15 protein-coding genes and 1 other RNA gene are annotated in these 14,871 nt (G+C 44.1%); 7 read left to right on the top strand and 9 right to left on the bottom strand.

Translation table 11 applies throughout. From position 1 onward, the window contains the following. Window positions 1-38: 38 nt before the first annotated feature. Window positions 39-2,240, top strand: coding sequence for a DNA helicase RecQ (gene recQ / locus ACPD8L_RS06685; protein WP_116218202.1), 2,202 nt, complete (start codon window positions 39-41; stop codon window positions 2,238-2,240). Here the strand turns inward: recQ and ACPD8L_RS06680 are convergent. From ACPD8L_RS06680 to ACPD8L_RS06665, 4 genes are read right to left on the bottom strand one after another with little or no spacing between them, the layout of a single operon-like run. Beyond that, the gene (locus tag ACPD8L_RS06680) at window positions 2,237-2,632 is read right to left on the bottom strand and encodes a DUF2752 domain-containing protein (protein WP_423942629.1); all 396 of its coding nucleotides are present in this window, start codon (window positions 2,630-2,632) and stop codon (window positions 2,237-2,239) included. The genes recQ and ACPD8L_RS06680 overlap by 4 nt on opposite strands. Next, the gene (locus tag ACPD8L_RS06675; RefSeq protein ID WP_220344575.1) at window positions 2,616-2,885 is read right to left on the bottom strand and encodes a CD225/dispanin family protein; all 270 of its coding nucleotides are present in this window, start codon (window positions 2,883-2,885) and stop codon (window positions 2,616-2,618) included. Before ACPD8L_RS06675 ends, ACPD8L_RS06680 begins: the two co-directional genes overlap by 17 nt. Before the next feature lie 34 nt (window positions 2,886-2,919). Further along, complete coding sequence (locus tag ACPD8L_RS06670; RefSeq protein ID WP_293301662.1) at window positions 2,920-3,243, bottom strand: CCC motif membrane protein; 324 nt, start codon at window positions 3,241-3,243, stop codon at window positions 2,920-2,922. Between the two features lie 11 nt (window positions 3,244-3,254). Next, on the bottom strand, window positions 3,255-3,563 hold the full coding sequence (locus tag ACPD8L_RS06665) for a DUF2752 domain-containing protein (protein ID WP_116218199.1): 309 nt from the start codon (window positions 3,561-3,563) through the stop codon (window positions 3,255-3,257). Window positions 3,564-3,635: 72 nt separating this feature from the next. On the opposite strand from ACPD8L_RS06665, the gene ACPD8L_RS06660 reads away from it, so the two are divergent. Next, on the top strand, window positions 3,636-4,187 hold the full coding sequence (locus tag ACPD8L_RS06660; protein ID WP_423942628.1) for a Smr/MutS family protein: 552 nt from the start codon (window positions 3,636-3,638) through the stop codon (window positions 4,185-4,187). Between the two features lies 1 nt (window position 4,188). Here ACPD8L_RS06660 and ACPD8L_RS06655 read toward each other — a convergent pair whose 3' ends face one another. Further along, window positions 4,189-5,163 (bottom strand): hypothetical protein, encoded by a 975-nt coding sequence (locus ACPD8L_RS06655; RefSeq protein WP_421809792.1) that lies wholly within the window; start codon window positions 5,161-5,163, stop codon window positions 4,189-4,191. 110 nt (window positions 5,164-5,273) lie between these two features. Between ACPD8L_RS06655 and ACPD8L_RS06650 the strand changes: the two genes are divergently transcribed. Beyond that, window positions 5,274-6,422 (top strand): cysteine desulfurase family protein, encoded by a 1,149-nt coding sequence (locus ACPD8L_RS06650; RefSeq protein ID WP_293301658.1) that lies wholly within the window; start codon window positions 5,274-5,276, stop codon window positions 6,420-6,422. Here ACPD8L_RS06650 and ACPD8L_RS06645 read toward each other — a convergent pair whose 3' ends face one another. Genes ACPD8L_RS06645 through ACPD8L_RS06635 form a run of 3 tightly spaced genes read right to left on the bottom strand, consistent with a single transcriptional unit; the run spans window position 6,423 to window position 11,247 of the window. Beyond that, entirely contained in the window at window positions 6,423-7,073 is a 651-nt protein-coding gene (locus ACPD8L_RS06645) for a hypothetical protein (RefSeq protein WP_116218713.1), read from the bottom strand. 9 nt (window positions 7,074-7,082) lie between these two features. Beyond that, a complete protein-coding gene (locus tag ACPD8L_RS06640; RefSeq protein ID WP_423942625.1) occupies window positions 7,083-9,551 on the bottom strand; it encodes a TonB-dependent receptor in 2,469 nt (822 codons plus the stop codon). A 4-nt stretch (window positions 9,552-9,555) separates the two neighbouring features. Continuing rightward, entirely contained in the window at window positions 9,556-11,247 is a 1,692-nt protein-coding gene (locus tag ACPD8L_RS06635; RefSeq protein ID WP_423942623.1) for a M23 family metallopeptidase, read from the bottom strand. Window positions 11,248-11,414: 167 nt separating this feature from the next. On the opposite strand from ACPD8L_RS06635, the gene ACPD8L_RS06630 reads away from it, so the two are divergent. From ACPD8L_RS06630 to rny, 4 genes are all read left to right on the top strand, one after another. Then, a complete protein-coding gene (locus tag ACPD8L_RS06630) occupies window positions 11,415-11,705 on the top strand; it encodes a hypothetical protein (protein ID WP_116218712.1) in 291 nt (96 codons plus the stop codon). Window positions 11,706-11,718: 13 nt separating this feature from the next. After that, window positions 11,719-12,012, top strand: coding sequence for a cell division protein ZapA (locus ACPD8L_RS06625; RefSeq protein ID WP_116218193.1), 294 nt, complete (start codon window positions 11,719-11,721; stop codon window positions 12,010-12,012). 53 nt (window positions 12,013-12,065) lie between these two features. Further along, window positions 12,066-12,175, top strand: a non-coding RNA gene (gene ssrS / locus ACPD8L_RS06620) — 6S RNA. Between the two features lie 53 nt (window positions 12,176-12,228). Further along, the gene (gene rny / locus ACPD8L_RS06615) at window positions 12,229-13,800 is read left to right on the top strand and encodes a ribonuclease Y (RefSeq protein ID WP_116218192.1); all 1,572 of its coding nucleotides are present in this window, start codon (window positions 12,229-12,231) and stop codon (window positions 13,798-13,800) included. A gap of 3 nt (window positions 13,801-13,803) precedes the next feature. Here the strand turns inward: rny and ACPD8L_RS06610 are convergent, their stop codons facing one another. Next, window positions 13,804-14,628: a class I SAM-dependent methyltransferase gene (locus ACPD8L_RS06610; RefSeq protein ID WP_423942621.1), complete on the bottom strand. Its 825-nt coding sequence runs from the start codon at window positions 14,626-14,628 to the stop codon at window positions 13,804-13,806. Between the last annotated feature and the right edge of the window lie 243 nt (window positions 14,629-14,871).

The raw sequence follows: 14,871 nt of genomic DNA, 5'->3' as shown, positions 1-14,871 counted from the left end.
CCTTTTCAAGGCATGGGATTAAAATCGAAAATGCTGAAATGAGTCTTACGAATACTGAGTTGCATACCTCACTAAAAAAGATTTTTGGTTTTTCAAAGTTCAAGGGACTTCAGGAAAATGTAATACAGAATGTGCTTGAGGGGAATGACACTTTTGTGATCATGCCAACAGGTGGGGGTAAATCGTTGTGTTATCAACTTCCGGCCATTATGAAAGAGGGGGCGGCCATCGTCATATCGCCCTTGATCGCCTTGATGAAGAACCAAGTGGATGCCATTCGGGGAATATCCGAAGAACAGGGTATTGCACATGTGCTCAACTCGTCCTTGACCAAGACCGAAGTGAAACAAGTGAAGGAAGATATGGTCAATGGTCTTACCAAACTACTGTACGTGGCGCCGGAATCCTTGACCAAAGAAGAGAACATAGAATTTTTAAGAAGCGTTACCATTTCCTTTGTTGCGGTGGATGAAGCCCACTGTATTTCGGAATGGGGGCACGATTTCAGGCCCGAATACCGAAACCTGAAAGGAATCATCAATCGATTGGGTGATGATATTCCCATTATTGGACTTACGGCCACGGCCACGCCAAAGGTGCAGGAAGACATTATCAAAAATTTGGGGATGACGGATGCCAAAGTGTTCAAGGCATCGTTCAATAGGCCCAATCTTTTTTATGAGGTCCGCCCAAAGACCCAAAATGTGGATGCGGATATTATCCGATATGTAAAGCAGAACCAGGGAAAATCCGGAATCATTTATTGCTTGAGCAGAAAACGTGTGGAGGAGTTGGCCCAAGTGCTTCAGGTCAATGGAATCAGCGCGGTGCCCTATCATGCTGGTTTTGATGCCAAGACACGTTCCAAATATCAGGATATGTTCCTGATGGAGGAAGTGGATGTGGTAGTGGCCACTATCGCTTTTGGGATGGGGATAGACAAGCCGGATGTGCGTTTTGTCATCCATCATGATATTCCAAAGAGTATAGAAAGCTATTATCAAGAAACCGGTAGGGCCGGTAGGGATGGCGGTGAAGGACATTGTTTGGCCTTCTATGCCTACAAGGATGTGGAGAAACTGGAAAAGTTCATGTCCGGCAAGCCCGTGGCCGAACAAGAAATAGGCAATGCCCTCTTGCAGGAAATCGTGGCCTATGCCGAAACTTCCATTTCGCGGAGGAAATTCATCCTACATTATTTTGGGGAAGAGTTTGATGAGAAAGATGGGGAAGGGGCGGATATGGATGACAATGCCAGAAACCCCAAGCCCAAAGAGGAGGCCATGGATGAGGTGGTGAAGCTTCTGCGTGTGGTCAAGGATACCAATGAAAAGTTCAAGACCAAGGAAATCGTAAAGGTGTTGGTGGGTAAGGTGAATGCCATGATATCCTCACATAAGACCGATGAAAAGCCCTTTTTTGGAATCGGTTCCAACAAGGACAAAATGTATTGGATGGCCTTGGTGCGACAAGTACTGGTGGCCGGTTTACTGAAAAAGGAGATAGAGCGCTACGGTATTTTGCATCTGACCCAAGCCGGTCAGGAATTCCTAAAGAGCCCGGAATCCTTTATGATGACCAAGGACCACGAGTATACCGAGACGGGTAATGAAGCGGTGGTCACAGCCGGAAAATCTGCAGGAGGTAGTGCAGATGATAACCTTTTAAAATTGTTGAAGGACCTCCGAAGAAAAGAGGCCCAAAAAATAGGTGTCCCTCCCTTTGTGGTGTTTCAGGACCCTTCCTTGGAGGATATGTCCCTAAAATACCCCATTACCATGGAGGAGATGCTCAATATCCAGGGTGTAGGGGAAGGCAAGGCCAAAAAATATGGAAAACCTTTTGTGGCATTGGTCGCCAAGTATGTGGAGGAAAATGACATTATGCGTCCGGACGACCTTGTGGTAAAGAGCACAGGGGCCAATTCGGCCTTGAAATTATATGTGATCCAAAGTGTGGATCGCAAATTGCCTTTGGATGATATTGCCTCTGCCAAGGGGTTGGAACTGCCAGAGCTCATAAAGGAAATGGAGCAGATTGTCTTTAGTGGCACAAAATTGAACCTAGGCTATTGGATCGATGAAATTTTGGATGAAGACCAACAGGAAGAAATCCATGAGTACTTTTTGGAGGCCGATACGGATTCCATTTCACAGGCCGTTGAGGAATTTGATGGCGATTATGAGGATGAGGAACTTCGACTGTACCGACTCAAGTTTATCAGCGAAGTGGCCAACTAAGGGGCCAAATATGCAAAAGGTTCAGCTTTTAAGTTTCGGAGCACCATGTAAAGCAATACAATGGCCAACAATACCAAAGGGGCATATCGATAATTCAATAGACTTTTCCCGTTAAGAATTCCAAATTTTACAAGAAAGTGTTGTGCGAGCACAAACAGTGCGGGCAATATCAGAATATTGTGGCTCATGGCATCCCCGATACGCAAATGCAACAGGTCATGAATGGCCCTTTGGCTTCCGCAGCCGGAACAATATATCCCCAAGTATTCATGTATGGGACATTTGGGAAATAGTAGCCCATTTTCCGGATTGAATGAAAAGTAAAGGAGTATTGCCCCGATGGACAATACTCCCAAACCTACTAATAGTGTTTTTTTAGTAGCTACCCGCATTGGACAGGGCTCCTAAAAAGGCAAATCCAAAAAAGGCGATGTAGATGATCCAAACCAGGGCGGAAACCCCGATTCCGATAAAGGCCCACATCTTTGCATTCTTTGAAGCTTTTTCCGCTTCTTCGTATTCACCTCTGGCGTAGCATTCATTTACTTTGGATGCATAAATGATACTGGCAATTCCCGTTGCAATGCAGCAGAAAATAGTACTTAAGATGGCCAAAACCATATAATTGTTTGGTTTAGCCGGCATGTTTTGGTTATTCTCCATTGTTAAGATTAATTATTTATTGGTATTGTTCCATCATTTGATTTACCCGTTCCATATAGCCATCCCAGCCGCCCATTTGGTTGATTGACCAGAAGGTGTAGATGAGATAAAGTAGACCTAGTACCATTCCTATGATGGCAAGGATCTTGACCGTTTTTAAGGTGCTATAGTTGGAGTATTCCTCTGGATTCTCGGCATAGGACTTTTCATCTTTCTTGACCAAGAAGAAAGCAATGGCCGCCAAAATTAGTCCAGGTGCTCCTCCAAAGCAGCAGCACAGCAAGGATAAAATGGCCAAAACCAAGGCCAAGGTAACGTTGGGTAATTTTTTTTGTTCCATGATTTAAAGTTTTAGAATATCAGTTTTATGGTGTAATTGATCAATATCAGGCCAACACTTGCAATACTGAGCCCAATGACCAAACGGTTACTATACTTCATATTAAATACTTCGCCACCGATCAATACCACAAATAATGGTAGTAACGTGAACAAAGCGGGATACATTTTAAAAGCAGCCCAAAGTTCTCCATTAAATAATAGTAAAACGGAGCGTTGTAGGCCACAACCTGGACAATCCAATCCGAGCAACTCCTTGTTTAGGCAAGGCAACATATAATCGTTTAAACGAAGTGCTTGAATGGTTAATGATAGGTTCATGGCCGCTATAAAGGTCAAGAAAAATACTATTATTTTTGCTTATGGGATTAACTTTTTTGGCATTTTTTTAAGATGGGTCATAGAGAGGGTATTACGATTGGAGATAGGGTAGAGGTCTTGGACGAGGCCATTTCCGGAAAGGTGGAAGCTATTTCGGACAATACGGCAACCATTGTTACCCCCGAAGGTTTTCCCATGCAGTTTCCCATTGCGGAGTTGGTGAAAATATCTGGGGATATCAGGGTTTCCAATTTTGAGGTGTCGCAAGTGAAAAAGGAAAAAGAACTGCCCAAAAGGAAAACGGCCCCAACCACAAAGCCCAAACAACGAAATGCGCCAAAAATGGAAGTGGATCTACACATTCATCAATTGGTAAAATCGACCAAGGGCCTTGAAAAGTTTGATATGCTCAACTTACAATTGGAAACAGCCAAAAGACAGTTGGATTTTGCCATTTCCAAGCGGATACAGAAAGTGGTTTTTATCCACGGGGTGGGCGAGGGCATTTTAAAAGAAGGACTGTACTACCTTTTCAACAAGTACGATAACATCAAGTGTTATGATGCCGACTACCAAAAATATGGACTCGGTGCCACTGAGGTCTATATTTTTCAGAATGGTTAGGCTATTCAGAGGTAGTGGTAAACGTACCAAAAACATAGGCCTCCTCAAATGTACCTGCACTGGAACCGTTCATATCCTGAAGCACAAAATCAGTCAATGAAATGGTATGTGTGTAAGTCACTATGCTATTTTCATCAGGTTCGGATGCGGTGGTGGTTACCGATATCTTGCCTTCCGTAGTGGAAAATTCATTTTTAAGTTCTGATGCATCAATTCCGGAGCAAACGGTTTCCGAAGACAAAATGGAACCCGAAATACCGTTCCTGAACACTATGGTTTCGGATAAGTCCATTTCCCTGGGAGTGTCCCCTGTTTCAGCATTTTCCAATAATGCAACAGGCATGGTCAAAGAGAGGAACTCGTCTTTAAGAATCTTTGATAATACAATTTGGTCATTGGAAACCCCGCAGGAGTTGATGGAAACATCTTCAAAGTTGGTAAATATAAGCCCAACACTACTCTCCACAGTGGTCTCGTAATCTCCGAAATCTATCCCGGTTTGATCTATGATACTTTCATTGGCCCCATTGGTCAATACAACCTCGGTGATGGTAAAGACGTGGTTGTAGGTTTTGGTGGATCGGGTCACCGTATCCAAAGTACTTATGATTTGGACCACCCCATCGGTTGCATTGATTTCTTCAATGACCGTAGGTGAGGCCGGAGGGATTTCACTACAGAAATAGGAACTGGCCACCTCTCCGGAAAAAAAACGGTAGGTCAAGCTAGATTGACTGCCTATGCTGCTGGTGATGGGACTTTGGGAAGGTTCATTTTTTATAAGGTTGGACTGAAGATCCAAGATCAGTGCCTCACTGGTATTAATTTTAAAGAACAATGTGGTTTCAATGTCCTCTTGGCCCGAGCAGAACTGGATGGAGCCTTCATCAAAATCAATAGTCTCGATTTGCAGATCACCATCGCTACAAGACCAAAGCATGGTAAGACAAACACCTAAAAAGAAAAGTTTTCTCATGCGCCAAATTTAAAGCAATTCCAATATAATACCCCAAACCTAAGATTTACTTTAAAAGAAATTAACTTTATTTCCCCTATTTTTGACCCACTTAACTTGACAACTGGACTATGCAAAAAGTATACCTGGACAACGCTGCCACAACACAGGTAAGGGATGAGGTAATTGCACGGATGCAAGAAGCACTTGCCCAATTTTACGGCAATCCGTCCTCTACCCATAGTTACGGTAGATCGGCCAAGACCGCTGTGGAAAAGGCTCGTAAGACCATTGCCAAAACCTTGAACGCCCAACCCTCGGAGATTATATTTACATCGGGAGGAACGGAAGCCGACAATATGATTTTGCGGTGTGCCGTAAGGGATTTGGGCGTCAAAACCATCATCACTTCCAAAATAGAACATCATGCAGTGCTCCACACCGCGGAAGAATTGGAAAAAGAGTATGGTATTACCGTGGCGTATGTGGACTTGGATGAGGTGGGCAATCCTAAAATGGACCATCTGGAACGTCTTTTGAAACAGGATGAATCCAAAAAGTTGGTCAGTTTAATGCATGTCAACAACGAGATAGGAAATATTATTGATATAGAGGCCATTGGTGCCCTATGTAAAGAGCATGGCGCGCTTTTTCATTCCGATACCGTACAATCCATTGGCCATTATCCTTGGGATGTGCAAACCGTTTCCATTGACTTTATGACCGCTGCCGCCCATAAATTTCATGGCCCAAAGGGGATAGGGTTTGCCTTTATCCGAAAAAACTCGGGATTGAAACCAATGATTTTTGGCGGTTCCCAAGAACGTGGGCATAGGGCGGGGACCGAACCTTTTCATAATATTGTAGGCTTGGAAGAGGCTTTTGTAAAAGCCTATGAAAATTTGGAAGAAGAAACCCAATTGGTCAAAGAGCTGAAACAATATTTTATAGAAAAGACACGGCAAGAAATTCCCGATGCCATTTTCAACGGGCTTTCCGGGGATATGGAAAAAAGTACCTATACCTTGGTGAATGTACGTTTGCCCTTTGACAAACAGAAGGGGTTAATGTTGTTGTTCCATTTGGATATGAAGGGGATTGCCTGTTCCAAAGGAAGTGCCTGTCAGTCCGGGAGCAATTTGGGCTCGCATGTACTTACAGAAATTCTTTCTGATGCGGAACTGGAAAAGCCTTCTCTGCGCTTTTCCTTCTCTAAATATAACACCAAGGAAGAGTTGGATTATACCATAGACGTGCTCAGAGAGTTCGCCGAGAGTTGATCATCCTTTGCTTTTACGCTTCTTTTCTTTGTCGTAAGGGAATTTTCGCGAAGCGGTCTTCATCATCTTATCAATGAGTTCCGTGGTGTTCTTGCCTGTTTTTTTGGTGATTTCGTTTTCGTATTTCCACAACAACTTTCCGGTTTCACCATCGCTTATCTTCACCCCGATCCTGCCATAATTGGCATCTCCACTGAAGTAGTCCAAGAGACTGAAATTAGTGGGCACACCTTCGGATAACAGAATATTAAGGTTGAGGTTGCCGCTGATGATGCCATCCACTTTGAGAATGTCGCACAGCTCCTGGGTGGTATGGATGTCAAGATTGTTGTAGTCGATGCCGTTTTGGGCAAGAATGGCATTGGTATTGGCCACATTTTGAAAGTCTACATTGAACTTTTTCCGTTTTTTCCGTTTCGAAAAATAGGTTTCCAAGGCATTCTGTACCGCATACCCTTCCCTCTGGGCCAATGTTTTTAGTTCATCACGATCCACAGCTTCCTTGAGCTCCAAATGGGCAATAAAGGGAATGATGGCCAGCACACGATGGTCTTCGGTGAGTTCGTCAAACTTTATGTTCTCATAGATGTTCTTCTGGGCCATTGCCAAGGAAACGGTGAAAAACACGATAAGAGGAAGGATTTTTTTCATCAGTTGCATTTAAAATCGCATCTCAAATTTGAGATTGAGGACCCGGCTTGTCAGGTAATTGGGTACGGCAAATTGCCTATGGGAATCTACGTCCCTCACCCAAGTATTGGTTATGGAATTTTGGTTGTTGAACACATTGAAAATTTCAAAACCAACGCTGAACTCCTTGAACTTGTGGAGCCAATGTCCTTTAGGATGTTTGTTTTTTTCGTCTGCAAAAATATAGGAAATTCCCATATCGGCCCTTCTATAATCTCTTAATCTATTCTGAAAAATGTAAGGGTCCGCGTTGTTGGGGGAACCTCCGGGCACTCCCGTGTTGTAGACAAGGTTCAGGGAGAGTCTAAGATTGGGTATACTGGGCATGTAATCCTGGAAAAGCATGGCAAACTTTAGACGTTGGTCCGTAGGTCTGGAAATATATCCGCGATGTTCAATATTTTCCTTGGTCTGTAGGTATCCCACGCTTACCCATGATTGGGTCCCCGGAACAAAAGCCCCAGTAAGTCTTAGATCTAGACCTTGGGCAAATGCCGTTGCGTTGTTTTGGGCGGCATAGCGCACCCGAACATCCTCCACAGTGTATGGATTTACATTTTTCAAGTCCTTGTAATAGGCTTCCCCTATCAAGGTGAAGGGTCTATCCCAAAGCTGTATGTGGTATTCGCTTCCCAGTACATAGTGGATGGACTTCTGCGCTTTAACCTCGGGATTCACCTGTCCTGTGATATCCCTGAGCTCCCTATAGAAAGGTGGTTGTTGGTAGCTGCCCATTGCAAATCGGAACAGGACCTCTTTGTTCCAATTTGGTTTGATGGAAACCTGACCTCTGGGACTGAAAATAACTTGGGAATTGTTGTTGATGCCCTCCCCGCTCAAGCTCCAATGCTGGGCCCTTGCCCCTAAGTTAAAATATAGTTGGTGACGGTTCCATTCCATTTGGTGGGTATATTGCAAATAGGCAGAAAATCGGTCTGTCTTTACAAAATTGGTGGCACGTGCACTTTCGTAAGGTAAGATATCGACTGTGAAGGGTTCTTCGGGCTGGTTGTTGATGATCGGGGGTTCGGAGGGGCGTATGATAAAACCAGCTGAATCGATAAATTCAGCTTCCCTAAGTTGGTCACGCACATCTTCATGGGTGAATTTCACTCCCCATTCCAAAGAATTTCCATTTTTGGTGGACTTGCCCTTGTGGGAAAGAGTGAAAATTAGGGCGTCCAGTTGGTTGCGTGCCCGGTTGAATTGGGAGCCAATGCCCCTTGGATTGACTGCTTCGCCCAGTTCCCCATTCCCAAGACCCGTATCCACCTCTCCCAGTTCGTAGGATGCAATGATATCCGAAAATTCTTCTTCTTGGGTATGGTAGAGCGACGAGGTGAACTCCAGTTTTACATCGTTGTCCAAGAAGTATTCCGCCTTAAGGGCTCCAAGTGCATTTTTGTAAGTGCTGTTCTCCTTTCCTTGGTAGAAAATGGATAAGGCTCTGGGTTCATTCAAGGTTCCAAAATTGGTTTGTCGGGTTGAAGGCTCATTTTGGTAGTCATTGATGGATAAGGTGCCCAAAAAACTTAAATGGAACGTATTGGAGAATCGATAAGTGAGATAGTTTTGGATATCGAAAAAATGGGGGTTAAAATTCCCTTGCGTTTGTTGGCTGTTCACCAATAGACTATTGTTTCTGTATCGAGCACCCGTCAAACTTGTCAGTTTTTTGTTCTTGGATGCCGTTTCCAAAGTGGCGCTGCCTCCCAAAAAGCTGCCATGTATCCGAAGTCCAAAAGAGGTTGGTGTCCTATAGGTGATGTTCAGGGCTGAGGATAGTTTATCGCCGTATTTGGCTTGAAACCCCCCGGGTGAAAACTCCAGGTTGGAGACCATATAGCTATTCACAAAGCTCAAACCCTCCTGTTGGGCCGAACGTATCAAAAAAGGGCGGTATACCTCAATATTGTTCACATAGACCAGATTTTCATCAAAATTGCCGCCGCGCACATTGTATTGCGTACTGAGCTCATTGTTGAAAGAAACCCCGGGGAGCAGTTTTAAGATATTTTCCACCCCGGCATTGGCCCCTGGTATGTTACGTATCAACTCTGGAGGTACTATGGTGATGCCTTCCAATGTTCTTTCACCCAAGGCGGAGACTTCCACCCCGGCTATTTGGACAACATCGGTTTTCATCACGGGATTGAGTTCAAAGGTCTCGTTGGGAGCGAGGGTCAGGTTTTCCAACACCACATTTTTATAACCTACATGGGAGAAAATCAAGGTTTGGGGCACGCTGGCATCCAATGAAAGTGTGTAATGTCCATAGCTATCCGAGCTTGTCCCGTTATTTCCCGAAACAATGTTCGCATTGGGTATGGGGGAGTGATTTTCATCCAATACAGTACCGAAAACCGTGGCTGTTTGTCCTTGGAGCGTAACCGTCCAAAGCATCACTAAAAATACGGTTATGGACTTGAGGTGGATCAATGTGTTACTTTCTAAAAAATGTACCCGTATAAGTACTGGAGTTGCCTACATTATCCGTAACGGTTACTTTGAGTTCACATTGTGTGTCGTTCAAGATCTTGTCGTCGAAATTGTAGGTAATGGTATTGGTCTTTGGCTCATACTCCATTAAGATCCATTTGCCATTGATGGTGGCAGAATAGGAGTCTATACCACTGAGGTCATCCGAGATTTTCAAGCTCAGGTAGCTGTAATTGCTCAGCCATTGTTGCTCCTTGAAGTTTTTTGGGGATATCGTGGGGGCAACACTGTCCTTTGCCAAAGTGTACATTCCCAAAGCCCGCGTTCTGGTGGTAAAGGAACCGTCCCGCTTATAGGTTTTGGAATAGGAGGGTCTCATATGGTCGTCCAAACGGGCTATGAACAATTGTCTTCTTTCCTCCAAAGGATATTGCGAGGGGTCAAAGCTGATCGTAAAGTTTCGGTGGGCCGCTACACTGTTGTTGTGTATGGTAATGGTGTCCTTGCCTTTTTGCAGGTTCATGTAGAAATCCTCATAAAAGGTATTTGCAGGAAAGTACACCTTGGCGGCCCCAAGGTCAAAATTGTTGGGTTTGTCCGCCATGATAAAATCTTTGGTGGTCGTATCATCTTTTTTGATTTTGATGGCCTCTTTCTTTCCCTCAACCGGGATGACGAGCTTGGTTTCGTTGCCCTCTATGTCGGAAATCAGCAATTCCACAGTATAGGACATCTCTTCTTCAATATCTATTTTTCCATTATTGTATAGGGTTTTGTAAATGCTTAAATGATTGTAGGGTTCCTTGAAACATTTTTGGATGCGCTGCCTATATTTCCCAAAATGGGCATAGTCTATCAAGGTGTTGATGTAGCGCGTCTCCCCAAAGGAAAAAGATTCAAAATCATACTCCAGATAGACTTGGCCGTTTACGGTTTGTTTAACGGCATAAACGCCATTTTGGTTGGCGGCCATGTCTTGGCGGTCAAAACTGTTGATCCCAAAACCAATGGTGCCATGGGCAGTGACCTTATCGGCCAAAAAAGAACCATCGGCTTGTCTGGTAAAATTCAGCTGTATTTTTTGGGCACTTTGGTTCACCAAAGCGTCGTTGGATAGAGGATAGGCAAAAAGTCCCACCAATGAAGGGTCGGTGGCATCCCTTACCTCATAGCCGTAAAGTAGGGGGTTTGTGGGTTTTTCAGAAACACTGCTTCGTATTTCAAAATGGAGGTGTGGTCCGGAGGATCCCCCTGTATTCCCGGAAAAGGCCACAATATTGCCCTTGGAAACCTTTAACTCGCCATATTCCGGGAAAATTTCAACTTCATAAGACTGTTTGTCATATTGGATTTTTTTGACGTACTCTTCTATTTCGGGGCCAAACTTTTTGAGATGGCCATAAACTGAGGTGTGTCCGCTGGGATGTGCTATATAAAGGGCTTTCCCGTACCCCCAATGCGAAACTTTTATCCGGGTAACGGTGCCATCCGCAACAGCAAGAACAGGCAGACCTTCCCGTTGCTGGGTTTTTATGTCTATGCCGGAATGAAAGTGGTTGGACCGTAACTCCCCAAAAGTGCCAGCTAACACTATTGGGATTTCCAACGGGGACCGAAAAGTGTCCGTTGGATATTTTTCTTGTGCAACAAGGATCAGGGAAAGCAAAAAGAAGACTCCAAAAAAATTGAGACGCATACGATGTTTTATAATTAAATACGAAAATAACCAATGTTTTGATTTGTAAAAAGTGCCAAAGATGGGGCCATGGGCTTAAAGTAGCGCATTAAGAATAAATCCAAAAAGTATTGCGAAGTTACCCAAGGTTGGTTAACTTTGTGTAATACGCATTGATGTTTGCATATATGGGCGAACTTGTTGAGATTGTTGATTCTTTGGAAAACAAAGTGAGCAAACTGTTGCACAAAATGGAATTGTTGCATCAGGCCAATGCCAAGTTGAAAGAAGAATTGAACCTGGAAAAGGAAGAAAACAAACGCATACAGGAAGCCGTTTTGGAATGGGAAGAAAAGTACAATTCCTTAAAAATGGCAAACACAATGCTGGGTAGTAATACTAGCAAGACAGAAGCTAAGCTCAAAATAAATACGTTGATCCGCGAACTGGATGTTTGCATTGCCAAGTTAGCGGATTGATAGTACCGATAAGATGGAAGAAAAGCTCAAAATAAAGCTTTCCATTGCTGATAGGGTATATCCGTTGACGATAGACCCCAAACAGGAGGAAGGATTGCGAAAAGCGGCCAAGAACATAGAAAGTTTGGTCAAAAAGTTCGAGCAAAACTATGCGGTTCGGGACAAGCAGGACGTTTTGGCCATGTGTGCCTTACAGTTCGCTTCAAAAATAGAGCAAGGCGGAATAGACCAGTCCGAAGGAACAAAAGCCGCCATGGAACGGCTCAAGGCCCTGAACGATTTGGTATATTCCAAACTAGGGGAATAAGTTCTTTAAAATAAATATTGTTACTGCCCACGTTGGTATCATTTTTTTGACAAACTCAACACTATTATAATTCAAAAGGGTGAGTTTAGGTTGTAAAAGCAGGCCCTACCTGTATAGGGATCCTTGAGCAGCTTGTTAGCCCTAAACCTGTAATTTGGAGTTTGTACAAAACTTCGACCAATGTGGGCTTTTTTTTTATAACCAAACATAATCGAAATGGATAATATCATAATAATTGTTGCGGCGGCTGTTGTAGGGCTGGCAATAGGATTTGCCATAGCCAAGATGATGGAAAAGGGAAAGGCTACCAAGATGATTTCCAATGCCAAAAGAGAGGCATCGGATATCATAAAAGAGGCAAAGAAGGAAGGAGAGAGCATTAAAAAGGATAAGATATTCCAAGCCAAGGAAAAATTCTTGGAACTAAAGGCCGAGCATGAGAAGGTCATCATCAATAAGGATAAAAAGATAGGTGAGGCAGAAAAAAGGACCAGGGACAAAGAGTCGCAGGTAAGCAGTGAACTCGCCAAGAACAAAAAATTGAACGAACGATTGGAGCAGCAGATCAAGGAGGTTGACTACAAAAGTGAAATCCTTGAGAAGAAACAATCCGAAGTTGAAAAATTGCACAAAAGCCAAGTGCAACAATTGGAGGTCATTTCCGGACTTTCCGCTGAGGATGCCAAAAGTCAATTGTTGGAATCCTTGAAGGAAACCGCAAAGTCGGATGCCATGGCCTATCTACAAAGTACTTTGGAAGAGGCCAAGCTCACCGCCCAACAAGAGGCCAAGAAAATTGTGATCAATACTATCCAACGGATAGGTACCGAGGAGGCTGTGGAGAACTGTGTGTCCGTCTTCAATTTGGAGTCCGATGACGTCAAAGGACGTATCATTGGACGTGAGGGTAGAAATATTAGGGCTTTGGAAGCGGCCACAGGAGTGGAAATCATAGTGGACGATACTCCAGAGGCCATCATTCTTTCCTGTTTCGATTCGGTACGGAGAGAGGTTGCCCGTCTGTCCTTGCACCGTTTGGTGACCGATGGACGAATCCACCCGGCACGTATTGAAGAAGTCGTTAAAAAGACCGAGAAGCAAATCAATGAAGAGATTGCCGAAATAGGAAAGCGTACCGTCATAGATTTAGGTATCCATGGCCTGCATCCTGAACTGATCAAGGCAGTTGGACGTATGAAATATCGTTCCTCTTATGGTCAGAACCTATTGCAACACTCCAGGGAAGTGGCCAAACTTTGCGGGGTAATGGCTGCCGAATTGGGACTTAACCCAAAAATTGCCAAGCGTGCCGGACTACTGCACGATATTGGAAAAGTGCCGTTGGCCGAAGCAGAAGTGGAAACACCACACGCTATTTTGGGAATGCAATGGGCCCAGAAGTATGGTGAAAAGAAAGAAGTGTGCAACGCGATTGGAGCCCACCACGATGAGATTGAAATGACTACTTTGATATCACCTATCGTTCAGGTTTGTGATGCCATTAGTGGTGCCCGTCCCGGAGCCCGTAGACAGGTTTTGGATTCCTATATTCAACGTTTGAAGGACTTGGAGGACATTGCCTTTGGATTCAATGGGGTACAAAAGGCTTATGCCATTCAAGCCGGTAGGGAGCTTCGTGTAATCGTGGAAAGCGAAAAGGTGAACGATGACAAGGCGGCCGAACTTTCCTTTGAAATCTCACAGAAGATACAGACCGACATGACTTATCCGGGTCAGGTAAAGGTTACTGTGATTCGTGAGACCCGTTCGGTGAACGTGGCTAAATAAAGGTCATTTTTGGTAAACCCCGCTTTCCAGTAGTAATACACCTTTTTGAAAATGCTCTAAAAGGTTGGTGAGCTTACGTTTGGTGGATTCCCCCATCAGAACGTTCAATCCCAGAGTTGGAGGTCCGTATGCCTTGATTCGGGCCAACAGGGAGGTGAAAAATTCCACTCCGGCTTCGGTTTGGTCTGTTTTTGATTTCAAAGTAAAGCCCAGTTCTGCCATTATTTTCGCCATTTCTTCACCTTTGAAGAGAAAGCTTAATCCTTCATGGGCGGCCCAGGGCATGGGGTACGTGACAAGGTCATCGTTTTTTCTGAAAATATCGTAATATAAAAAGTGTCCACCGGGGCGTAACACCCTGTACGCTTCGCTGTAGAATTTCTGTTTGTCCGGAATGTTCATCTGTACATGTTGGGTCCAGACCATATCAAAGGAGTTGTCTTCAAATGGAAGCTCGGTGGCGCTACCCTGTACAAAATGGGTTTTTTGGGAAAGCCCTACCAATTTGGACAAAGCATTGGCCGTATGGACAAACTCGGAGCTCAAATCAATCCCAGTGGCATGGCAATCATATTCGTCCGCAAGCATCCTGCAGGGCCCTCCAAGACCGCTACCCATATCCAACACCTTCATACCTTTTAAGGGAATGATGGATGCCAATTCCTTGGAGACTGCGGCCCCACGTACATGGAACTCGTCCACCCCGGCAATGTCGCTGCGTTGAACGTGATTTAGGTCTACGCCTTTCTCTTTCAGTCGGTTTAAAATGTCCCCATAAAGGTTTTCCTTCAGATAATGGGCTTCAATGCTTTGGTTCAATGCATCCATATCTTGGTATAAATGGGTTTAATCCCAGTGAATGGGCTTAGTAGGGGGAATGTTGAAATTCTTACAAGACTTTGCCAGAATCCTTTAGGGAGACTGAATACGTATAAAGAATAAAGTTTCCCCACAAATCTAATAATTCCTCTTTAAAATATGCATTTATCAATTCAAATGGGGTATCTATCAACTCAAATGGAGCATCCATCAATCACTTACTCAAAAACTATGGGTCATTTAATATTTTAA

This window comes from Flagellimonas algicida (genome assembly GCF_049629585.1).
Classification (GTDB): domain Bacteria; phylum Bacteroidota; class Bacteroidia; order Flavobacteriales; family Flavobacteriaceae; genus Flagellimonas.
This window is presented reverse-complemented; position numbering and strand designations above follow the sequence as displayed.

What these genes read in the sequence shown, in the direction of transcription:
- ACPD8L_RS06645 (WP_116218713.1), bottom strand. Translation starts at nt 7,073, where the DNA reads ATGAAAAAAATCCTTCCTCTTATCGTGTTTTTCACCGTTTCCTTGGCA.
- ACPD8L_RS06665 (WP_116218199.1), bottom strand. Translation starts at nt 3,563, where the DNA reads ATGAACCTATCATTAACCATTCAAGCACTTCGTTTAAACGATTATATG.
- ACPD8L_RS06650 (WP_293301658.1), top strand. Translation starts at nt 5,274, where the DNA reads ATGCAAAAAGTATACCTGGACAACGCTGCCACAACACAGGTAAGGGAT.
- ACPD8L_RS06670 (WP_293301662.1), bottom strand. Translation starts at nt 3,243, where the DNA reads ATGGAACAAAAAAAATTACCCAACGTTACCTTGGCCTTGGTTTTGGCC.
- ACPD8L_RS06655 (WP_421809792.1), bottom strand. Translation starts at nt 5,163, where the DNA reads ATGAGAAAACTTTTCTTTTTAGGTGTTTGTCTTACCATGCTTTGGTCT.
- recQ (WP_116218202.1), top strand. Translation starts at nt 39, where the DNA reads ATGAGTCTTACGAATACTGAGTTGCATACCTCACTAAAAAAGATTTTT.
- ACPD8L_RS06675 (WP_220344575.1), bottom strand. Translation starts at nt 2,885, where the DNA reads ATGCCGGCTAAACCAAACAATTATATGGTTTTGGCCATCTTAAGTACT.
- ACPD8L_RS06680 (WP_423942629.1), bottom strand. Translation starts at nt 2,632, where the DNA reads ATGCGGGTAGCTACTAAAAAAACACTATTAGTAGGTTTGGGAGTATTG.
- ACPD8L_RS06635 (WP_423942623.1), bottom strand. Translation starts at nt 11,247, where the DNA reads ATGCGTCTCAATTTTTTTGGAGTCTTCTTTTTGCTTTCCCTGATCCTT.
- ACPD8L_RS06610 (WP_423942621.1), bottom strand. Translation starts at nt 14,628, where the DNA reads ATGGATGCATTGAACCAAAGCATTGAAGCCCATTATCTGAAGGAAAAC.
- ACPD8L_RS06630 (WP_116218712.1), top strand. Translation starts at nt 11,415, where the DNA reads ATGGGCGAACTTGTTGAGATTGTTGATTCTTTGGAAAACAAAGTGAGC.
- ACPD8L_RS06625 (WP_116218193.1), top strand. Translation starts at nt 11,719, where the DNA reads ATGGAAGAAAAGCTCAAAATAAAGCTTTCCATTGCTGATAGGGTATAT.
- ACPD8L_RS06660 (WP_423942628.1), top strand. Translation starts at nt 3,636, where the DNA reads ATGGGTCATAGAGAGGGTATTACGATTGGAGATAGGGTAGAGGTCTTG.
- rny (WP_116218192.1), top strand. Translation starts at nt 12,229, where the DNA reads ATGGATAATATCATAATAATTGTTGCGGCGGCTGTTGTAGGGCTGGCA.